Annotated in this window: 18 protein-coding genes; all 18 read right to left on the bottom strand. The window is 59.7% G+C overall.

Going from position 1 to position 21026, the window contains the following annotated elements; genetic code table 11:
* Positions 1-837 (bottom strand): phosphate ABC transporter substrate-binding protein, encoded by an 837-nt coding sequence (locus V2391_RS00755; RefSeq protein ID WP_329737870.1) that lies wholly within the window; start codon positions 835-837, stop codon positions 1-3.
* Positions 834-1634 (bottom strand): polyphenol oxidase family protein, encoded by an 801-nt coding sequence (locus V2391_RS00750; protein WP_329737869.1) that lies wholly within the window; start codon positions 1632-1634, stop codon positions 834-836. Before V2391_RS00750 ends, V2391_RS00755 begins: the two co-directional genes overlap by 4 nt.
* A 215-nt stretch (positions 1635-1849) precedes the next feature.
* Positions 1850-3004, bottom strand: a complete 1155-nt coding sequence (ftsZ, locus tag V2391_RS00745) for a cell division protein FtsZ (protein WP_118080350.1) — start codon at positions 3002-3004, stop codon at positions 1850-1852.
* A 198-nt stretch (positions 3005-3202) separates the two neighbouring features.
* Positions 3203-4354: a cell division protein FtsQ/DivIB gene (locus V2391_RS00740; protein WP_329737868.1), complete on the bottom strand. Its 1152-nt coding sequence runs from the start codon at positions 4352-4354 to the stop codon at positions 3203-3205.
* Positions 4355-4427: 73 nt separating this feature from the next.
* Positions 4428-5339 (bottom strand): UDP-N-acetylmuramate dehydrogenase, encoded by a 912-nt coding sequence (murB, locus tag V2391_RS00735; protein ID WP_329737867.1) that lies wholly within the window; start codon positions 5337-5339, stop codon positions 4428-4430.
* A gap of 5 nt (positions 5340-5344) precedes the next feature.
* A complete protein-coding gene (gene murC, locus V2391_RS00730) occupies positions 5345-6763 on the bottom strand; it encodes a UDP-N-acetylmuramate--L-alanine ligase (protein WP_329737866.1) in 1419 nt (472 codons plus the stop codon).
* A gap of 97 nt (positions 6764-6860) precedes the next feature.
* The gene (gene murG / locus V2391_RS00725) at positions 6861-7976 is read right to left on the bottom strand and encodes an undecaprenyldiphospho-muramoylpentapeptide beta-N-acetylglucosaminyltransferase (RefSeq protein WP_329737865.1); all 1116 of its coding nucleotides are present in this window, start codon (positions 7974-7976) and stop codon (positions 6861-6863) included.
* Positions 7966-9459, bottom strand: a complete 1494-nt coding sequence (ftsW, locus tag V2391_RS00720; RefSeq protein ID WP_329737864.1) for a putative lipid II flippase FtsW — start codon at positions 9457-9459, stop codon at positions 7966-7968. Before ftsW ends, murG begins: the two co-directional genes overlap by 11 nt.
* Positions 9460-9495: 36 nt before the next feature.
* The gene (gene murD, locus V2391_RS00715; protein ID WP_329737863.1) at positions 9496-10902 is read right to left on the bottom strand and encodes a UDP-N-acetylmuramoyl-L-alanine--D-glutamate ligase; all 1407 of its coding nucleotides are present in this window, start codon (positions 10900-10902) and stop codon (positions 9496-9498) included.
* Positions 10903-10911: 9 nt separating this feature from the next.
* Entirely contained in the window at positions 10912-11931 is a 1020-nt protein-coding gene (gene mraY / locus V2391_RS00710; RefSeq protein ID WP_329737862.1) for a phospho-N-acetylmuramoyl-pentapeptide-transferase, read from the bottom strand.
* A 3-nt stretch (positions 11932-11934) separates the two neighbouring features.
* Entirely contained in the window at positions 11935-13359 is a 1425-nt protein-coding gene (locus tag V2391_RS00705) for a UDP-N-acetylmuramoyl-tripeptide--D-alanyl-D-alanine ligase (RefSeq protein WP_329737861.1), read from the bottom strand.
* 123 nt (positions 13360-13482) lie between these two features.
* A complete protein-coding gene (locus V2391_RS00700; protein WP_329737860.1) occupies positions 13483-15183 on the bottom strand; it encodes a peptidoglycan D,D-transpeptidase FtsI family protein in 1701 nt (566 codons plus the stop codon).
* 183 nt (positions 15184-15366) lie between these two features.
* Positions 15367-15837 carry a hypothetical protein gene (locus tag V2391_RS00695; RefSeq protein ID WP_329737859.1) on the bottom strand — a complete coding sequence of 157 codons (471 nt, stop codon included), beginning with the start codon at positions 15835-15837 and terminating at the stop codon, positions 15367-15369.
* 90 nt (positions 15838-15927) lie between these two features.
* Positions 15928-16893: a 16S rRNA (cytosine(1402)-N(4))-methyltransferase RsmH gene (gene rsmH, locus V2391_RS00690; RefSeq protein WP_117840379.1), complete on the bottom strand. Its 966-nt coding sequence runs from the start codon at positions 16891-16893 to the stop codon at positions 15928-15930.
* Positions 16894-16913: 20 nt separating this feature from the next.
* Positions 16914-17348 (bottom strand): division/cell wall cluster transcriptional repressor MraZ, encoded by a 435-nt coding sequence (locus tag V2391_RS00685; RefSeq protein ID WP_006234269.1) that lies wholly within the window; start codon positions 17346-17348, stop codon positions 16914-16916.
* 461 nt (positions 17349-17809) lie between these two features.
* Entirely contained in the window at positions 17810-18751 is a 942-nt protein-coding gene (xerD, locus tag V2391_RS00680) for a site-specific tyrosine recombinase XerD (RefSeq protein WP_329737858.1), read from the bottom strand.
* Between the two features lie 2 nt (positions 18752-18753).
* Positions 18754-20415 (bottom strand): CTP synthase, encoded by a 1662-nt coding sequence (locus tag V2391_RS00675; protein WP_329737857.1) that lies wholly within the window; start codon positions 20413-20415, stop codon positions 18754-18756.
* A 177-nt stretch (positions 20416-20592) separates the two neighbouring features.
* Positions 20593-20928, bottom strand: coding sequence for a hypothetical protein (locus V2391_RS00670; RefSeq protein WP_329737856.1), 336 nt, complete (start codon positions 20926-20928; stop codon positions 20593-20595).
* Between the last annotated feature and the right edge of the window lie 98 nt (positions 20929-21026).

Genomic DNA, 21026 nt, shown 5'->3' with positions numbered 1-21026 from the left:
CTACTCACTCCCCTTTCCGTCGTTGGTGACGGGAATAAAGCCCGCCTCGCGAATCTGCTTGTCCATCTTCTCAGACGTCACATAGTCAATGTAGTCCTGCGCCTGCTGCGAAGGCGCACCCTTCACAAAGAAGTAAAGGTCGCGCGAGATGGGATAGCCGCCACTTGCGACCGTCTTCTCGGATGCCTCAACATGGTTGACCGAAACGGCCTTAACCGAGGTCTTGGCGTTGAGGCTCTCGACAAAACCAAGCGAGATGTAGCCAATGGCGCCACGCGAGCGGGACACGACATCGCGCACCTGGCCCGTGCCCGAAAGAACAGCCGAGCGACGATCGAACGGCGTGCCGCCCATCACGATGGTACGGAAGGCCTCGCGCGTACCGGACGCCTCGTCGCGGTTGATAACCTGAATCTTCAGGTCCTCTCCGCCGACTTCTTTCCAGTTGGTGATCTTGCCGGCGTAAATATCGCGGAGCTGCTCGGTCGAGAGATCCTCGACCTGGTTGTCGTCGTTCACGATGACTGCGATGCCGTCGTGCGCGATTACGATCGGGGTCAGGCCAAGGTCTTGTTCGTCGGCATTGAGGCCACGAGACGAACTGGCGATGTCGGCCGTGCCGTTGCTGACGGCCTCGATACCCGCAGAGGAGCCAAGGCCGGAGACGAGCACGTCGATGCCGGCCTCTTCCTTAAAGCCCTCGGCCGCGATCTCGGCAATGGGAAGGCACGTGGTCGAGCCGGCCACGGTAATAGAGGACGTAGAAGATCCCGAGGAGCAGGCGCAAAGCGTGAGCGTGAGCACTGCCGCGCTCAGGACCGATGCGATCTTTCTCATAGCATCACGCCGATCGCAGCATGGCGCCCACAGGTGCCGCCCTCGTTGCGGTAGGAATAAAAGCGGTCATTCTGGCGAACGGTGGAAAGCTTGGTGTCCACAATGCCGCTCGCTTCGACGCCGGCGTCCATCAGTGCCTCGCGAATGGCGGCAGAAAGATCGAGCATACGAGAAGCGGCGGCATCGATGCACACGAACTCGGAGGCAAAGCGGTCCACAAGTTCTTGGGACACCTCGTACTCGTCTCCCAGGATATGGGGCCCAATATAGGCAGAGATGTCATCCGGCTTGCAGCCAGCCGCCTCGCAGAGCGCTTGGCACGCCTTGGCGGAAATGCGCGCAATCGTGCCCTTCCAGCCAGAGTGCACCACGGCAAAGCCGCCGGGAGCCACCAGCACCACGGGAACGCAATCGGCAAAGCAGAGCATCACGGGCACCTCACGGGCCATGCAGACGATGGCATCGCAGCCCTCGGCAATCTGCTCGCGAATGTTCTCGAGATCATCGGCACCGTTCGAGGTCACCGTCACGACATGGTCACCGTGTACTTGATTGGGAACAAGCAGGTTGTGCTCGCACTCGGCGGCACCCAAGGCCTCGAGTGCGCGGCGACGATTTTCTTGAACGGCAAAGGGGTCATCGCCAACATGCGAGCCCAGATTGAGTGAGGAGTACGCATCTTCGGAAACACCACCGGTGCGCTCGGTAAAGGCAAAACGAACATCGCGCGTCGCGCCCTCTACGAACGTAACTCCATCATGGTCGACACGCGAAACGTTGTCCGCACGTGCTGCCATACTAAAGCCTCCTAATAACACAAGTATCGCGGCGACGCCGCTGCAGTCCGTGCCATACGGCTGCCATACTTCATCAAAAGGATACCCGCAGCGGTAGGGACCAAACGTAAAGGGAACGTAAGGAGATTGGAGGCTTTCATTTACAAAGGCGAAACACAACAAAAAAGGGTGCGCCCAATCGGACGCACCCCATGCAGGTCGTTTAGAAAGACGAACTAAAAGCTGCCGCGCTTGAGGAAGTCGGGAAGCTCAAACTGGTCGTTACCAAAGTTCGGGAGCTCGGTACCACCGACGTTGCGAGTCGGGGCAGCCTGAGCCGGGCTCGTGGCAGGAGCGGTGCGCTGCGGCTCGGTAGAAGCAGCGGCCTTGCTCTGGGACTGCTGAGCAGCGAAGAGCTCGTCCTGACGGTTGACGTTGGAGTCGGAGAAGCCCGTAGCAATAACGGTGATACGCACCTGATCGCCCAGGGACTCGTCCACAACGGTACCGAAGATGATGTTGGCCTCGGGGTCGACGGCGTTGGCGACAACATCGGCGGCGTCGCTGATCTCCTGGATGCCCAGGTCCTTGGAACCGGCAATGGAAAGCAGGACGCGAGTGGCACCATCGATGGAGCTCTCGAGCAGCGGGCTGGAAATAGCCTGCTGGGCGGCGTCGACGGCACGGGTGTCCCCAGAAGCGGTACCGATGCCCATCATAGCGGTACCGGCCTGCTTCATGATGGTCTTAACATCGGCGAAGTCCAAGTTGATGATACCGGGGACGGTGATGAGGTCGGTGATGCCCTGGGTGCCCTGGGAAAGGACGCCATCGGCGATTGCGAAGGCCTCGAGCATGGTGGTCTTCTTCTCGGCGATGTCGAGCAGCTTATCGTTAGGGATAACGATCATGGTGTCGACGCAGTCGGAAAGCGTCTTAATGCCCTCTTCGGCGCTCTTCTTACGCTTGCGGCCCTCAAACGTAAAGGGCTTAGTCACGACGGCGACGGTCAGCGCGCCGACCTCGTTCATCGCGATATCGGCAACGATGGGAGCAGCGCCGGTACCGGTGCCGCCGCCCTCGCCGCAGGTGATGAACACCATGTCGGCGCCAGCGAGCGCCTCGGCGATGTCGTCGCGGGACTCATCGGCGGCCTTACGGCCGACCTCGGGATTGGCGCCAGCGCCCAGGCCGCGGGTCAGGTCGGTGCCGATGTGCACCTTGATATCGGCATCAGAGATCGCGAGTGCCTGAGCATCGGTGTTGATGGCAACAAACTCGACGCCGCGGATGCCCTCTTCGATCATTCGATTGACCGCGTTGGTACCGCCGCCGCCGACGCCGACCACCTTAATGACGGCAAGGTAGTTGTTGATCTCTGTCTCGTGCATGTCGGTCCTCCGAACAAAGGTTATAGCCATAGCATGGGTTGACCCCTGCGCACATTAACCTTCAAGTTGAAAGTAAATGCAAAGGTAAACCGTATTATGTTTGCACATTATGAACGCATCAGTCAAATAATTGACGGTGAAAACCAAACAAACCAGATAAACGGCGCGGTATGCCCCGTCAACAAAGGCTAGAAGACGCTACGAGGTCGGCGCGTTCCTAAACGTATAGTTGCCAGGAGATCGAACATTTATATACGTCACGCCCTCCACCTGCGAAAGCAGCTTGGTAACGATACGCTCCTTTTTGGCAATATCATCCGAATCTCCGAGCGACACCTCGATACCGTTATCGAGGTTCGCCGAGATGGCCTCGACCGAGGGCGTGGAAATATCCTTGACCTGGCCCAAGAACTCGCTCGAGAATCCGCGGACGTAATCCAGACCGGCCTTGACTGCCTTGGAATTTACCGCTTGCCCCGAAACCGGTGCGACATCGGCCGAGACATCGGTCAGCAGCACGGCACCGTAATGCTTGGCGAGTGCCAGGGCGGCATCGATGCCGGTCAGGGTGTTGGCACCCTCCCCCGTTGCGGTGACGTTGCCCTGGTCGTCAACATCGACCGAGGTAGACAGCGGCGCAATCCACGTGTCATCGTCCCCGATGGCCCACGCAAGATCGTCGGAGCTAATGTAGGCGATTGCGATAACCTTGCGTTCCGTCGGCGTGATGATGAGCGTATGGGGAAATTGACGCTGGACATCCACGCCCGAGACCCACGGATTTTGCTTGAGGCCCTCGGTGATCTGGTCGGAATTCACATTGAACAGCGACGTGTTCTCGGGCAGATCGATCAGTTGGATAGCATCGTGCTTGGTCACATGCTCGCTGCCCCGAATCTGAATATCGGTGGCGGCGAACAGGCCTGAGTTAATGACAACGATGGCAACGACCGCAAGCACTGCCAAAGCAGCAAGGATGCCGCCCATGATTTTACCCTTGCCCTTAACGGCAGAAGCGGCACCCGTCGCATGATTTGCCAGGGCGCCGATCGATGACAGCGGATTGAAGCCTTTTTTGCCCGATTGCGGTTTTGCGGAGGCCGACACCGACGTCAACATACGTGGCTTCGATGCACCCAGCACGCGACCGGGACGCGTCGCCTTTGCCCCCAACGAGGGCGTGGGCAAAGCCATGGGACGAGAAGGCTTGGCGCCCGTCGCCGGTTTGGACGTTACCGAGGGACGTGCCGCCGGACGAGCAACCTTTTTGGCCGCGGGCCGTCTGCCAAGTTGCGAGCCGGCAGCCGAACGCTTGGAAGACCGCACGGACCCGACGGTCTTAGAAGGCATGACGGATTTACGTTGAGACTGGGACGGTGCGCCGGAACGCCCTCCGGCGCGGCGGAAGGTTGGTTTCGATGCTCTAGAAGCCGAGGAATTTAACTTCCGGTCTGAGCTCGATGCCATACGCCTCCCTCACCTTTCCGTGCACATGTCTGATAACCGCGGCCACGTCATCGGCCGAGGCGGTTCCGTTATTAACGATAAAATTAGCGTGTACGGGAGAAACTTCCGCGCCGCCAACCGAAAAACCCTTTAATCCACAATCCTCGATAAGCTTTCCCACGCTCGCATCGGGCGGGTTGCGAAAGACCGACCCGCAGGATGCACAGCCCATGGGCTGTGTTCGCTTGCGCCGCGTCAGGTACCGCTCCATACGCTCACGGATATCGGCCTTGGGCGCAGGTTTGAGCTTGAGCACGCATTCCAAAATGATCTCGTTGCGCGGCAAGCTGCATTCACGGTAGCCCCAAGCGATCTCCGAGCCCGCGTAATGCTTAATTCCGGAGCCCGGGTCGAATGTAACGACATCTTCGACCAGCGAGCCAATCCACTCGGTTCGCGTGCCGGCGTTCATGGACAAGGCGCCGCCAACGGAGCCGGGAATACCGACCGCAAACTCAAGGCCCGAAAGGCTGCGTGACAGCGCCTCGTTGACCAGGCGTGCGAACATCACGCCCGCACCGACCGTCAGCGTACAACCGTCATCGGCGACAACCGTACGCTGAAACTCGCGCCCCAGCGAAATAACGGCACCGCGATAGCCCGCATCGGCAACAAGCAGATTAGACCCCTTGCCGATAATGACCCACGGCACCTGCTCACGGTCGAGCACCGCCACGGCGCGGCGCAGGGCATGATAGCTGTGACACGTCACAAAGAGGTCCGCCTTGCCACCGATACGATAGCTCGTATGGCGCGCGAGGCGTTCATCCTCGATTACGTCCGTATCGATCATGCCCGAAAGCGCCATGACGGCGTTAAACAAACCCATGGGGTTTAAGCGTCCTTCTTGGCAGTCAGATACTCGATGAACTCGGGGCCGACCGTCGTGACGTCGCCGGCGCCCATGGTAAGCAGCAAATCGCCCTCGCCCACCATCTTCTCGAGCTCCTCGTTGAGCTCAAGACGGCTCGAGCAGTACACGACCTCCTTACCGGGGTGCTTGGCGCGCACGGTATCGGCGAGCATCTTGGACGTGACACCTGGGATGGGCATCTCGCCGGCAGAAAACACGTCAATTAACAGCAGCTTGTCGGCATTGGCGAAGGCATCGGCAAAGTCGTCGCACAGAGCCTGCAGACGCGAGTAGCGGTGCGGCTGAAACACGACGTCGACATGCTTGTAGCCAAGCGACGAAGCGGCAGCGAGGGTCGCCTTGACCTCGGTGGGGTGATGGCCGTAGTCATCGACCACGGTAATACCATCGATATCGCCCACATGGGTAAAGCGGCGGCGGACGCCCTCAAAGCTCGAAAGCGCCTTTGCGGCAGCGTCGATATCGAGCCCCAGAACATGAGCGACCGTAAGAACCGCCGTGGCGTTGAGCATGTTGTGGCGACCGGGGTTGCTCTTAATCTCGACGGCGTGCTCGGTGCCGTCCTCAAAGCGGACGACAAAATCACTCTGGATGCCTCGGACGTCCGGATGCACGCAGACGATGTCGTTGGTCTCGGCAAAACCATAGGAAAGCACGCGGCGACCGGTCGACCTGGCAAGCTCGACCAGATGCGGGTCCTCACCACAGACGATGACCGTGCCGTCCTCGCCCACCAGACTCATAAACTTGGCGAAGGTGGCCTCGATCTCCTCGATACCCGAGTAGTGATCGAGATGGTCGGCCTCGACGTTGGTCACGATGACCACGTTGGGGTTAAGGAACAGGAAGGAGCTGTCGGACTCATCCGCCTCGGCGACAAAATAGTCGCCCGAGCCGTTCTTGCCGTTGGTATCGTAGCCCTCGACAATGCCACCGATCAGGAAGCTGGGGTCCAGACCCATGCGGTCGAGCATGGTGGCGCACATCGAAGAGGTCGTGGTCTTGCCGTGAGTACCGGCAACGGCAACGGTGGTGTAGCCGTGGCCCAGAGCCGAGAGCATCTTGGCGCGAGGCCACACGGGAATACCCAACTCGCGCGCACGGACGAGCTCGGGGTTGGACTCGGGAATAGCGGTAGAGACCACGACGACGTCAGGCTTGACCTCGTCGATGGTGGCAGCCTCATGGCCCACATGCACCTTCACGCCGGCGCGGGTAAGCTGGCGAATGTAGCGCGACGTCTTAAGGTCGGAGCCGGTAACGACATAGCCGCGCTCGTGAAGGACGAGGGCGATGCCGCTCATGCCGGCGCCACCGATACCGATAAAATGGGCGCTCTTGAACTCGGGCGCGGAGGTTGCAGTCTTGGAATCAGCCATGTGCTCGTGTACTCCTTGCGTAAACACTGCCTGTAACCCGTTTACTTTACCGCACCTACCGCATCCGCGCGAGGGCGACCCGCGATATCCCGTCTAACTAACGCAATCCTTCTACCGCGTCCGCCAAAAGGACGGCAGCGCGGTCTTGGGCCAAACCGCGAGCCGCCTGGCGCATGGCATCGCGCGCCTGCGCATCATCGATAAGATGCAGCAGCTCATCGGCAAACGCCTGGGTGTCGATATCGACATCGGCGCAGAGCACGCCGGCACCGGCATCGACCAGATAGCGGGCATTGGTGGTCTGATGATCGGCCGTCGCATGCGGATACGGCACCAGCACCGAAGGAACGGCAAGAGCGGCAATCTCGGCGACGCTCGAAGCGCCCGAGCGCGAGAGGACCAAATCGGCCGCAGCCAGCATATCGCCCATATTGTCGATGTAGGGCTGGACGCGATACCGTTTCGCCTCCTCGGGCGTCAGGGCAAGAGCGCGCTCGGTGTCCTCAAAGCCATCGGCGCCCGTCGAATGCAAAACATAGAGATTCTCGCGCGAGAGCAACTCGTTTTTAAGCGAAGCCACGCGCTCATTAAGATGCTGGGCACCAAGTGAGCCGCCAAACACCAGCAGGAGCGTGGTGTCCTCGGGCACATCAAGGGCCCTGCGGCCGCGGACTCGATCACCCTCGATCACAGAACGGCGCACGGGGTTGCCGGTCATGAGCACATGGTCAGGATCGCCCTCGCGCTCAAACACGGAACGCGCTGCCGGCACCGAGATGCAAACGCGGGCGGCATGCGAACTCATCATCTTGTTAGCAAGGCCCGGGACGGAATTCTGTTCGTGCAGCAGATACGGAATGCCCGCGTCCTTGCACCAGCCCAGAAGCGGGACCTCGACATAGGCGCCAAAACCTATGGCGACATCGGGCTTGCGGGCTTTAGAAAAATGGTTGCCGAGCGCGCGCTTCGCCTTATAGACACGCCACAGCGAGCTCAATGCTGTCCAAGGGCGAGAGCGGTCGAAGCCCGTAACCGTAATCGGTACAAAATCAAACCCAGCCTCGGGAACCAGACGACCCTCGAGCTTATGCGACTGACCCACAAATACAACGTGGTGGCCACGGTCGCGCAGCTCCTCGGCCAAGGCAAGTGCGGGGTTGATATGTCCCGCCGTGCCGCCGGCTGCGACAGCAACGGTCATCTTATCGGTCATGGTAGTCCCTTCGTACGCGCGGCCCCTGGTCGTCGGTGCGCAAGCGCGTCGACGGGTCCGAATTCAGGTCGATTCGATTATATCCGCCACCCGCATTGCGCGGCGTCGGTCGTTGCGGGCGACCCTGTGGCGCCGAGCGTGGCCGGAGACGGGCATCCGACTCCGAAGCAAAACCGTTCAAGACGGTAAAGCCGCCACGCGACGAGCGCTCCCCGCGTGCATGGGGAACCCCGGCAGTGCTCTCGTCCATAACGGCAAAGCTATCGCGGCGACGATCGTATTCATCGCGTCGAGCGCTCTCGTGCGAGACGCGCAAGATAAGCCCGGCGAGCATGAGCGACACGATAATCGAAGAGCCACCATAGCTGATAAACGGCAGCGGCTTGCCCGTCATGGGAAACACGTTGAGAATACCCAGCGCGTTGATCAAAAACTGCACCGCGAGGATAACCGCAGAGCCCGAAGCCATAAGCGCCCCACGACGATCGGTAGCTTGCTCGGCGATTCGAAACGCTGAGTAGATCAGCATCGCAAACACCAAGAAAAACAGCAGCGTCCCCAAAAAGCCAACTTCCTCGCCAATGATGGCCAGGATGTAGTCGTTGTGCGCCTCGGGCAAATACGAGTACTTCATGGTTGAGTTGCCGATACCGCGGCCGAACAGTCCGCCCGAAGCAAACGCCATAATGGCGAGCGTTGCCTGATACCCGTCTCCATATTCATCTGCCCAAGGATTCAAGAGAACCTGAATGCGCACCATACGGTACGGCTCGACGACAAGAGCGATCACGATGATGACGGCGCCAGCAAGAATCGCACCGATAATGAACTTTGGGTCAAGGCCGGCAAAGAGCGCCATGCACATAATCGTCAACAGAATAATCAGGATGGTGCCAAAGTCGGGCTGAATAAAAATCAAGACGAGCGATGCGCCCAAATAGAAGCCCATGCCCTTAAGGAACTCATTGATGTTGCCACCGGGCGAAAACACGCGGTCGAGCATGATGGCCGAATAGGCAATGGCAAACGGCTTGAGAAACTCCGATGGCTGAAACTGAATGCCGGCAATGCTCAGCCAACGCGTAGCACCACGGCTGCCGCTACCAAAGAGGAACACCGCAAACAGCAAGATCATCATAGCGATAAGAGCAAGTTTAAGCGCCCCTTCGCCAAACCAGCTATCGGGTGCAACGCGCGCGATGAACTCGAGGGCAGCAACACCGACGACCGTGAACATAAACTGTCGAAATAAAAAGTAGGTCGCGGAGTCGTTCTCGTGAAGCGCCTCGACTGAAGATGCCGAGTACACCATAAGCAGGCCAAAACAGACCAGCGAGAACAGGCAGGTCAAAAAGACCAGGCGGGGTCGCATGATACGTGCGGGGACGCCGGCGATATAACGTTCGCCGATGCCCTGCGTGCCACGACCGGCGCGCGGCGTGCTGCGCTGCGAGGAAGCACGGTCCGAGTCGGGCCTCCTCATATTCTGTCGGGGGCTCTCCTCTCTCACCGGCAACCCCTATTCCGTTTGCGTATTGGACGCAGCGGCAAGCTGGGCCACATAGTCCTTAAACACGCGGCCGCGCTCCTCGTAGCCCGAGAACTCATCAAACGAAGAGCAGGCGGGCGACAGTAAGATCACATCGCCGCGGCTCGACAGCGAACGGGCAACGTCCACGGCATCGCGCAGGTCCTCGGCCTGGGCGATATCGACATCACCGTCGACATCCGCTTCGTCCATAGCGGCGGTAAAGCGCTCGCGCGCGTCTCCAAAGCAGACCACCGAGCGAACGTTATCCATCACAACGCGGGCAAAGGACTCGAGCGGCGTGCCCTTATCGTGACCGCCGAGCAGCAAGATCACATCGTCATCGGGAAATGCCGTCAGGGCCTTTTCGACCGCATCGGTGTTCGTTGCCTTGGAATCGTTGACATAGCGCACGCCATCGATCTCGCCACAGGGCTCAACGCGGTGCTCCAGCGGCTGGAACGAGACCAGGCCGCGACACACACCGTCAACATCGGCGCCGACCGTCAGGGCCGCCGTGGCAGCACACAGGGCATTGATTACATTGTGATGGCCCGAAATCTTAAGCTCGGACGTATCGACGAGCGGGGTCTCGACGCCCTTCAGGCGAACGACCATCTTGCCATCGCGCACAAATGCGGCGTCCTCGCCCGCAGGCTCGTCAAAAGCAACCTTGCAGATGCGACGGCCCGGAACATAGATGTACTCATCGAACTCGTGGATACCGGCATCCTCGACGTCAACAATCACCAGGTCATCGTCGACCATATTCTCGAAGAGCTTAATCTTGGCGAGCGCATAGTTCTTATGGCTCTTATGCCAGCCCAGATGGTCGGGGGTAATGTTGAGTAGCACCGCCACACGGGGGTGAAGCTCCTGGGTCGTTGCGATCTGATAGCTCGAAAGCTCCGCCACAAACCACTCGTTATGCGCGCGGCCATCGATCTCGTTCACCGGAGGCTCACCGATATTGCCGACAGCAACGCTCGCCTCGCCCGCCGCCTTAAGCAGGTAGTCGGTCAGCGACGTGGTGGTCGTCTTGCCGTTGGTGCCCGTAATGGCAATCCAATTTTGGGGAGACAGGCGGTAGGCAAACTCGGGCTCACCCATAATCTGGGCAGCGTGATCGCGGCCAGCCTTAAAGAATGCCGAGAACTCCGAGATGCCCGGACACGTCACGCATACATCAAACGCGCCCTCGACCTGCTCGGTTCCGTAGACAAACGATGCCCCGTGCGCCTCGAGCGAGCGCGTGGCATCGTTGGGCTCGGATGTGCCGCCACCGTAAACGGTAACGGCACTCACGCGCTCGGGATGCGCAAGCGCCCAGCGAGCGACATCAAGACCGGACTTACCCTGGCCCAAAACGAGCAAGCTAAAGACATCAGCAAGAGGCATGAAAGACCACTATCCCAACTGGAAGAACAAAGCGAGGCCCAGGGCTCCGAAGGCCGCGGCGACAATCCAAAAACGGATGACGACCTTGGTCTCGGCCCAGCCCTTCTTTTCGAAATGATGGTGAATGGGCGCCATGAGAAAGACGCGCTTGTGCGTAAAGTGGAAATAGACGACCTGAATCATGACCGACAAGGTCTCGACGATAAACAGGCCGCCGATGATGAGGGAAACGACCTCGGTGTTGGTGATGATGGAGGTGCAGGCAAAAGCAGCGCCCAGCGCCAGCGAGCCGGTATCACCCATAAAAATGCTCGCCGGATAGCAGTTGAACCACAAAAAGCCCAAGCAGGCACCAGCGCACGCCGTGCAGAAGATGGACAGGTTCACATCGCCGTGTAAAAACGCCATGGCAGCCATGGCCAGCATAGCGATCATGGAGGTACCGCCGGCAAGGCCGTCCAAGCCATCGGTGAGGTTTACGGCGTTGGAAAGGCCCGCGATCATCAGCCAGCAAAAGACAAGGTAGAGCCACGGGAAAGAAAGGCCGCAAATGGTGGTCGAGAGCACGCCAAGGTCGATCGTCAGGCCACCGGGAAAACGAATCTCGGGGGCAACGCCGCACCAGTTGACGGCAAGCACGGTAAAGGTAACGCAGATGATGGTGAGGCCGATCATCTTGGCGTGAGGCGTCAGGCCGAGCGAGCGGCCGTGCGTGACAGAAGTCAGGTCATCGATGAGACCGAGAACGCCGGTTGCCAGCGTGGCGAGCAGCACAAGCACGAGCTCGGTGGTGAGCTTGCCCATCAAAAGGCACGTCAGCGAAACAGCGACCAGGATGATGACGCCACCCATGGTGGGCGTGCCCTGCTTAATCAGGTGGCGCTTGGGGCCATCGGCGCGAACCTGCTGGCCGATACCCTCGACCTTCAGGAGCTTAATCCACCACGGCATAAGCAGCATCGCGATGATAGCGGCGATGCCCAATCCCAAAAAGGCCTGGTACGTAGGATACGAAGGATTGCCGAACATGGTCTAGCACACACCTTCCACAAAGCGATCGAGTTCAACGAAGCGGGAGCCCTTGACCAGCACGACATCATGCTTCTCAAGTGCGCCGCCCATATGGTCGAGCACCTGCTGATAGTCGGAGAACACCTGGATGCGGTCCTCGTCCATACCCATCATGCGCGCGGCCTCGGCCATACGCCGGGCAAGCTCACCACCGACACATGCGAGCATATCGAGCTTCTTGGCCGCCGCATAGGCGCCCACCAGCTCATGCATGCGAGGGGCCTCGTCGCCCATCTCTCCCATCTCTCCCAAAACGGCCATGCGCGAACCCATGCACGAAAGCGAGCACAGCAGGTCGAGGCCCGCCGCCATCGATTCGGCGCTGGCGTTATATGAGTCGTCGATGACGCGGGCGCCGCTCTTGGCGCGCTTGATCTCCTGACGATGCCCGGTAATCGTGAGACCCCTAAAGGCGGAATCGATCTGCTCGGGCGTCACGCCAAGGCGATGGGCAACCGCCGCGGCCTTGACGGCATTGGGAACGGACTGCACGCCGGGAATGGCAAGCAGGGTGTCAATGGTCTCGCCCGAGCCAAAATCGAGCGTAAAGACCGGGCGCCCCTCGTCGTCAATGCGAATGTCGCGCGCACGGACCTCATCGTCGTCCGAGACGCCCGCAAGCATCACGTCGATGCCCGCAGGCCCGGCGAAGGTGTCACGGATGAACGGAGTAAAGTCGTCCTCACCACCCAAAACCAGTAACGGGAGAAGGTCGCCGGCGGCGCACATGCCGCCAACAATCTCCGACTTGGCACGAGCGATATTCTCACGACTGCCCAGGATACCGATATGGGAGGTACCGATCTTGGTCACGACGGCAAGGTTAGGATTGGCAGACTGAGACAGGCGTTCAATTTCATGGAAATGGTTCATGCCCATCTCGAGCACCAGAACCTCGGTATCGGCAGGGGCCGCCAGTACCGTAAGCGGCATACCGATCAGGTTGTTATAGTTGCCCTTGGTGGCCCAAACGCGATAGCGCTTGGCGAGCACCGCGGCGAGCACGTCCTTGGTCGTCGTCTTGCCGATAGAACCGGTGATGCCAATCACCAGGCAGCCAAGCTCCAAACGATAAGCGTGAGCCAGACGAAGCAAAAACTCCTCGGGGTCATCGGCATGCAGGATGGCGCAGCCCTTCTCATGGGCCAGCGAAAGCAGCTCGGCATCGGGCTCGCGTGTCATCACGACGGCGCCGGCACCCGACTCGATGGCACAGGAAGCAAAGTCGTTGCCGTCGACCTTTTCGCCCGGGAAGGCGACGAATATCGTGCCCTCCTCAACCTGGCGTGAGTCGATAACGCAGCCGCGGCATACCCGATCGGCTTCTCCCGTCACGGTTCGGGCCCCTGTTGCGGCCGCGAGGTTGTTGACGGCGATCTCTATCATTGCAGCTCCCCTGTAAACCTAATAATGCTATCGGCGTATTGTATCCCAGCGCAACCTATGCGTGGTGCAGGGCGTGTGAACACCCCGGATTAACCGACTGGCCATTCCGTAGTTTGTAACCCCCTACTTGGTGCGCGGGATACCCAGCACGTCAAGCGCGTTGGCCATAATGGACTGGAACGGCACCGCGGCGGCATGCGAGCTAGCTGGGGTTCCGTCGAGGGTGATGTAGCACAGAACCTTGGGCGACTGCGCCGGGGCAAATCCCATAAAGGACGACATGTAATTATCTTTGAGGTAGCCGCCGTTCTCATCGGCGCGCTCGGCCGTACCGGTCTTGCCCGCCACGTCGTAACCGTCCACCGCACCGCCATCGCCCGTTCCCTCGGCAACGACTGTCTGCATACACGATGTCACCTGCGAGGCGGCCTCCTCGGAAATCGCGCGATCGCCCTCGCCCCAATCCTTTTCATCGCCCTTGCTGGACTTATAGAAGTGCGGCGTCATCATCACGCCGCCGTTGGCAATACCGCCCACGGCACGCGCGACCTCAATCGGCGACACGGACAGCGCCTGGCCAAAGCTCATCGCACCCAAGGTGGCACCATCATACTGATCACGTTTCTTGACAATACCCAAACTCTCGCCCGGAAAATCGACACCCGAGCTGTGTCCAATGCCCCATTTGTCCACGTAGGACGCAAAATCATCGGCACCAATCTTGCGCCCCACCAAAACAAAACCGACATTGGACGAACGACGCATCATCTCGCGTACGTCCATTGTCATGGCGTAATCACGTTTGTCGGCATCGGAAACGGTATCGCCGCCCACCTTGATGCTCGCCGGAACCTCAAACGATGTGCTCGTGCGTACAACGCCCAAATCAAATCCGGCGCCCGCCACCAACGTCTTAAAGACCGAACCGGGCTCGTAGGCATCCGTCACCAGACGAAGGTTCATATCCTCGGTCTTGGCGTTTTCCAAATCGGTCTGGTCATAGGTCGGATACGAGCAAGCGGCCAGGATCTCTCCAGTCGTCGGGTCAGTCACCAGGGCCGAACCGTTTTTTGCCTTCGTCTTCTCAACCGCTTCGGCCAAGGCATCTTCCGCCGCGCGCTGAATGTTGACGTCGATCGTCGTCACAATGTCCACGCCATCGACCGCGGCAACCTTTTTATAGGCACCGCCCGCGATATAGCCGCCATCTCTTGCGCGCTCGCGCACAAGAGAGCCGTTCGTTCCAGTCAGAAGCTCATTGTATTGTTTTTCGAGTCCCGTCAGGCCAACGTTGTCCACATTCACGATGCCCAGCACCTGAGAAGCCAGGTTTCCATACGGGTAAACCCGCTTCATGGCCTGCTCAAAGAGCACGCCGGGTAGATTCTTCTTTTCCAGGGCGGCTGCGTCATCCTCGTCGACCTGGCGCTTGATATACACCCAGGAACCATCAGACAGCACCAGCTTGCGGCAGGTCTTTTTATCGATACCGGTGGCCTTGACCAGCGCCGAGACTGTCTTGTCGACGTCCTCGACAAGCTGAGGGTTCACAGCGACATTGCGGCATTCGACCGACGACGTCAGCACGTTGCCGTTGCGGTCGTAGATAGTGCCGCGTTTGGCATAGAGCGTCTGTGAGAGCAGGCGACGCGCGTCCGCACGCTCGCGCAGCTTGTCAGCATTCACGATCTGGTATTCGGCAAGACGGAAGACGCCCGCGGCAAGGCCAACCCCAATACAGCCCATAACGACATCGCGGCGAGGCAGCGGCGTTCCCGTAACCCATTCAGACGACGCCCCCTTGCGCGCGCCCGTATTGCGCACCCGAGGTCCGCCCGAGCCACGAAGACGCGACGCAGGGTCGTTGCCATGGGACGGCCCCGCGTTGTAAGATGGCCGACCCGTTCCTTGATAACCAGAACGTCCCCGCGAGGAGGGACGTCCAGACCCGTGGCTCCCGTCGGAACCGCGGCGATAGTCATTTGTCATACTCAGCTACCGTCTTATTTACTGAGCGGCCGCAGTCGAGCGAGCGCCCGCGGCTGCATCCTGCGAAAAGTCAAGCGTAACGCTCTCGCTGGGCTCCACCATGCCATAGGCACCCGCAAGATCGCGAATGCGCGTGTCGGCACCATAGACCGAATGCATGACCTCAAGGTCAGAACTCTCGTCGGTCGCCTTCTCGAGCGTGTTGGTAAGCTCTGCGTTGCCGTTGAGCACCTGGGCCGTAACACCGGCAAGTGCCACGCGTGCGACACCGATCGTCATGAAGATAGCCGCAATGATGCAAACCGTTTTAAGAACGCTCATGAAAACCGGGCTTACCGCCTGGTTTGCCTGACGGCCCGCGCCCGTGTAGACATCAAAACGCGGTGTGCGCCGCTCACGAGGGGCAGCGGGCGCCTGCGGTGCCTCGCGGTAGGCGGGCATGGCGTTCATATCATAGGCGAGCGCTGCGTTTGAGGTGTTATAGCCCATGATATGCCGCCTCCCATCCCGAGTACGTTGGTAGTGTGTTTAAGCTTCGTTTATGGTGCGAGCGGGAGGTCCAATTTCGCGCGGTCGCGCCTACAGGCGCTGCGCCACGCGGATTTTGGCTGATCTCGCCCGAGGGTTGCGCGCAACCTCATCGGGTTGGGCAACCAAGGGTTTGCGGGTGATGACCTTGAGTATCGGCACGTTGCCGCACACGCACACCGGAATCTCCGGCGGGCACGTGCACCCCTGGCTCATCTCCTTAAAGTGGTTCTTTACGATACGGTCCTCGAGCGAGTGATACGAGATGACGCAAATACGCCCGCCCGGGTTGAGCCACCTGGTGGCGGCGTCAAGCCCTCTCTCGAGCACATCGAGCTCGTGGTTGACCTCGATGCGAATGGCCTGGAAACTTTTCTTGGCAGGGTGCCCACCATGCCGACGAGCGGCAGCAGGTATTCCCGCCTTGATGATCTCGACAAACTGACCGGTGGTTTCGATCGGTTCTTGCTCGCGACGGCGCACGATTTCGCGTGCAATCTGCGAGGCAAACTTCTCTTCGCCATAGACGCGTAGAATCCGGGCGAGGTCGTGTTCGTTATAGGTATTGATGACCTCAGCTGCGTTTAAGGTGTTATTACCCGGATCCATCCGCATGTCTAATGGGGCATCCTCGTTATACGAAAAGCCCCTGCCAGGGATATCGAGTTGCGGTGACGAAACGCCCAAGTCAAACAGAAAGCCATCGACCCCAGGCACCTCGGCCGAGCAAAGCAGCTCGTCCAAGTCGCCGAAGTTGCCCTTCAGCAGCTGGTGCGGGACGCCGGGAACCTCGCGGTCCAGACGGGCGCCAGCGGCCTCGAGGGCCATGTCATCCTGATCGACGCCGAGCAAAAGGCCCGTCTCCCCCACCTGCGCGGCCATCTTTACCGAATGGCCGGCACCGCCAAGGGTGCAATCGCAGACAACGGAGCCGCTCTTTAGCTGCAGCGACTCAAGCACTTCGCCGAGCATGACAGGTTCATGCCGATATTCTTGTGTCAAGATCCCACGCTCCATCCGTTACTCGTGCCTTGCCCTTACGAGAAGAAGAGGTCAAGCAGGGCCTCGTCGTCATCGTCCTCATCGGCCGCGGCGCGGTCCCAAACCTCAAGGTGGTCGTAGTTGCCCACAACCGTCACCTCGCGGTCGAGGTTCGCCTGCTTGCGGAGAGACTCAGAAAGACCGATACGACCGGCGCTGTCCACATCCATCGACGTGGTACGCTTGTTGATCGCCCTCATGAGCTTCTGGTCGTTGATGTCACGCGGGTTAAAACCCTCGTGGCCCTCGCGACCCGCGAAGAGTCCTTCGACCCACTTATCGAAGGCCTCGGCAGAGAACACGTACAGAGCATCGACATCCAGGGCTTTGAACACGCGAACGTGCTCTCCAAGTTCCTCGCGAAGGGGTGCAGGCAGGGACAGACGACCTTTTGCATCGAGATTGCGCTCGTATGCACCAGTCATTCCCATGTGCGCCCTCCCCTCGGTTACTCAGATGGCACGTACGCGGGGAACCACCCCGCCTGTCGACGTCATTAATAATATGGGGAACCGCCCCATTTTTCAACACCTTTCCCCACCCCTTCCCCCACCCTACCCCACTACTCCACCCCCTAACTATTGGGCGCCACCCCCGAGCATATGTTCGAAAACACAATATGTTGTGTTTAACACAAAGGCGGGATGCCACCTGTAGCACCCCGCCTTTCAACCTCAACCTTCAAGTTGACCTTGAGGCGAATTTTAGACCTCTTTACACGCCGTTCACATCGCCCCCAAACTCCCCCACGCGCGCCATGTGCACCCCACCGTGCCATTGGCCGATGGCGCAAAATGGGACGGACCCCCGACTGCCAAAACGTGCGCAACAGCACGTTCCAGCAATCGAGAGTCCGTCCTCGGATAGCATGTAATTGCAGGTCGGCAGCGTATTAGCGATGCGCCAGCGGGTGGGCCGCCAGGTAAACCTCGGCCAGCTGCGTACGATCGACATGCGTGTAGACCTGCGTGGTCGATATATCGGCGTGCCCCAAGATCTCCTGCAACACGCGAAGGTCCGCACCGCCCGCAAGCATGTGAGTGGCAAAGGAGTGGCGCAACGTGTGCGGATGGAGGCCCACCAACCCCACCTGGCGCCCATAGCGCTCGCATATGGCGTGAACACCCTGACGCGACAGGCGCCCGCCGTTCTTGTTTAAAAAGACCGCCGGCGTCCCCGCCCCGCGGGCGTGAGCCGCCAGAGGCTGACGGCCATCACATATAAAGTGCGTCAGGGCACGCGCCGCACTTCCCACCAACGGGGCCAGACGCTCCTTGGAGCCCTTGCCGCGAACCAGCACAAAGCCGTCATCGACATGGATATCACTCACATCGAGCCCCACCAGCTCGCTCACGCGAAGGCCGCACCCATACAGCACTTCCAAGATGGCGTGATCGCGCAGGCCCATCTCGCTATCCGGAAAATCCTGGTCGAGCAATGCCGAAACATCCTCCACCGAAAGGCACTCCGGCAGGCGCTCGGCCTTTTTTGGCAAACGCAATGCCGCCGTGGGATTTTGGGCCACAGCCCCATCGCGCACCAAAAAGGCATGCAAGCCTTTGACGGCCGCGAGTGCGCGCTCCACCGAAGCGTCGGAATAGCCCCCGTCGCGCCGATCCGCGACAAAGTCCTCGATGACCCGCCGGCTCACATCCTCAAAGGATGCAATGCCCGTCCGCTCCAGATAGGCACAGTAAGTCGTCAGGTCTCGGCGATAGGCGGCAATCGTGTTGCGCGCCAAGCCCCGCTCGACTGCAAGGTAATCAAGAAACTCCCCCGCCGCCACAGCGAACGACGAAGGAGCCTCTTCGATATGTTCCCTGTTCGATGGCAACCTTAGTCCGTCGCAAGATTCATGGGCGTCACCTGTAGGCGATCGACACCCTCATGCTGACCAATCGAGGCGCGCACGAACTCACGGAACAGCGGCTGAGGATTGGTGGGGCGGCTCTTGAACTCGGGGTGAGCCTGAGTGGCCACGTACCACGGGTGCACGTCGCGCGGCAGCTCGACCATCTCGACCAGACGCTCGTCGGGTGAAAGGCCCGAGATGACAAGACCGACGTCCTCAAGCTGATCGCGGAAGGCATTGTTGAACTCAAAACGGTGACGGTGACGCTCGTAGACAAGTTCCTCGCCATACGCCTCACGCGCGAGAGTACCGGCAGCGAGCTTGCACGGATAGGCACCCAGGCGCATGGTGCCGCCCTTCTCGGTCACGTCCTCCTGCGAGCTCATCAGGTCGATTACGCTAAACGGACCGTCCGGGTCAAACTCGGAGGAGCTGGCGCCGGCAAGACCGACGACGTTGCGGGCAAACTCGCACACGGCAACCTGCATACCCAGGCAAATGCCCAGATACGGAATCTTGTGCTCGCGAGCAAACTCTGCCGCGAGGATCTTGCCCTCCAGGGCGCGCTTGCCAAAGCCGCCGGGAACCAGGATGCCCGATGCGTCGCCCAGAACCTCATTGACGTTTTCGGCATCGAGGCTCTCACCATCGACCAGCTGCACATCTACGTGACGATCGTAGAAAACGCCCGCGTGATGCAGGGCCTCGATAACCGACAGATATGCATCGGGAAGCTGGGTGTACTTTCCCACGACGGCAACCTTAACCTTATCGGCGTGATGGTTGGCATGGTTTTGCTTGCGCAGGAACTCATTCCATTCGCTCATATCGCGCTCACGCGGATCGAGGCCAAGTCGCTCGCAAATGCGCAGGTCAAAGTCCTGCTCGGCGAGCAGCTGCGGCACGTCGTAAATGCTCGCGCAGTCCTCGTTGGTAAAGACACAGTCGGTGTCGACGTCACAGAAGCTTGCGATCTTGCCGCGAATGGCGTCGTCAATATGGTGATCGGAGCGCAGCACAATAATGTCGGGCTGGATACCAAAGCTGCGCAGCTCCTTGACGGAGTGCTGCGTGGGCTTGGTCTTAACCTCGTGTGCAGCGGCGATATAGGGAACGAGCGACACGTGGATGTAGCAGACGTTCTCGGGACCGGCCTCCTTGCGGTACTGGCGGATAGCCTCCACAAACGGCTGCGACTCGATGTCGCCGATCGTGCCGCCCAGCTCGGTAATGACAACGTCGGAGCCGGTCTGCTCCTCGATGCGGCGGAATTTGTCCTTGATGGCATTGGTAACGTGCGGAATCACCTGGACGGTGCCGCCCAAAAAGTCACCGCGGCGCTCGCGGGCAATCAGGCTCTTGTAAATAGCGCCCGTCGTAAAGTTAGAATCGCGGGTCAGGTTCTCGTCAATAAAGCGCTCGTAGTGGCCCAGGTCCAGATCGGACTCGTAGCCGTCCTCGGTCACAAAGACCTCACCGTGCTGGAACGGGCTCATGGTACCGGGGTCGACGTTCAGATACGGGTCGGCCTTCTGCATCGTTACCTTGTAGCCGCGTGACTTGAGCAGACGGCCCAATGAGGCCGCGGTAATACCCTTGCCTAGGGACGAAACCACGCCACCGGTTACGAACACATGCTTGGTCATATTGAGTTACCTGCGCTTCCCGTAGAAGTTGTCCATACACATCTTACGGGTCTTCATTGTAATACTTGAGAAAGAAGCAGCTCGCCATTTTTCACCAAAGTGCTTGCATTTCTCAATCTCGAAACAAAACGCCGCCCGGAACCTGAGCGGCGTCACAGCAACTTAGGCGGCAGATCGCTACCGATCGGCAAGCTCGTCCTCGAGCATATCCTGAACGAGCATACCCGCTCGGATGCCTCTCAGATACCACCCGCCGCGCTCGGTAAGGCAAATACCATTTGCAAGCTGGCCGCCGTCCTCGCTATATCGCGAAACGACCTCGATCAAGCCGTCAGAATCCAAGCGTTCAATTGCGGCACGGGCTCGATACGGAGACACCCCAACGTGCTCCGCAAGCGTTTTGCGCGAGAAACCATATGTCCCGCCACTTTCGGATTGTTGGGCGATCTCCATCAACACCAGCACTTCGACACGCTTCATATCGTTGACACTCGCACGACCCTTGCCCGCCATGGCAGCCTCCTCTAACCGAGCACGAGCATCCGGCGCGCCGTGCACGACCGACACACCTCACGATGGCAGGTAATATCCATCATGCGGCATCCAGCTAA

Origin of the sequence: Collinsella sp. CM84Y_54, from assembly GCF_036317945.1 — a bacterium.
Taxonomy (GTDB): Bacteria; Actinomycetota; Coriobacteriia; order Coriobacteriales; family Coriobacteriaceae; genus Collinsella.
Note: the sequence above shows the minus strand (reverse complement) of the source record. Positions and strands in the feature narration are given on the sequence as shown.

Excerpts from the sequence above, each read along its gene's own strand:
- ftsZ (WP_118080350.1), bottom strand. The coding sequence starts at position 3,004 with ATGCACGAGACAGAGATCAACAACTACCTTGCCGTCATTAAGGTGGTC.
- V2391_RS00740 (WP_329737868.1), bottom strand. The coding sequence starts at position 4,354 with ATGCCTTCTAAGACCGTCGGGTCCGTGCGGTCTTCCAAGCGTTCGGCT.
- murD (WP_329737863.1), bottom strand. The coding sequence starts at position 10,902 with ATGCCTCTTGCTGATGTCTTTAGCTTGCTCGTTTTGGGCCAGGGTAAG.
- V2391_RS00705 (WP_329737861.1), bottom strand. The coding sequence starts at position 13,359 with ATGATAGAGATCGCCGTCAACAACCTCGCGGCCGCAACAGGGGCCCGA.
- V2391_RS00750 (WP_329737869.1), bottom strand. The coding sequence starts at position 1,634 with ATGGCAGCACGTGCGGACAACGTTTCGCGTGTCGACCATGATGGAGTT.
- mraY (WP_329737862.1), bottom strand. The coding sequence starts at position 11,931 with ATGTTCGGCAATCCTTCGTATCCTACGTACCAGGCCTTTTTGGGATTG.
- murC (WP_329737866.1), bottom strand. The coding sequence starts at position 6,763 with ATGGCTGATTCCAAGACTGCAACCTCCGCGCCCGAGTTCAAGAGCGCC.
- V2391_RS00675 (WP_329737857.1), bottom strand. The coding sequence starts at position 20,415 with ATGACCAAGCATGTGTTCGTAACCGGTGGCGTGGTTTCGTCCCTAGGC.
- rsmH (WP_117840379.1), bottom strand. The coding sequence starts at position 16,893 with ATGGAGCGTGGGATCTTGACACAAGAATATCGGCATGAACCTGTCATG.
- murB (WP_329737867.1), bottom strand. The coding sequence starts at position 5,339 with ATGGGTTTGTTTAACGCCGTCATGGCGCTTTCGGGCATGATCGATACG.
- V2391_RS00695 (WP_329737859.1), bottom strand. The coding sequence starts at position 15,837 with ATGGGCTATAACACCTCAAACGCAGCGCTCGCCTATGATATGAACGCC.
- V2391_RS00685 (WP_006234269.1), bottom strand. The coding sequence starts at position 17,348 with ATGGGAATGACTGGTGCATACGAGCGCAATCTCGATGCAAAAGGTCGT.
- V2391_RS00670 (WP_329737856.1), bottom strand. The coding sequence starts at position 20,928 with ATGGCGGGCAAGGGTCGTGCGAGTGTCAACGATATGAAGCGTGTCGAA.
- ftsW (WP_329737864.1), bottom strand. The coding sequence starts at position 9,459 with ATGAGGAGGCCCGACTCGGACCGTGCTTCCTCGCAGCGCAGCACGCCG.
- murG (WP_329737865.1), bottom strand. The coding sequence starts at position 7,976 with ATGACCGATAAGATGACCGTTGCTGTCGCAGCCGGCGGCACGGCGGGA.
- V2391_RS00755 (WP_329737870.1), bottom strand. The coding sequence starts at position 837 with ATGAGAAAGATCGCATCGGTCCTGAGCGCGGCAGTGCTCACGCTCACG.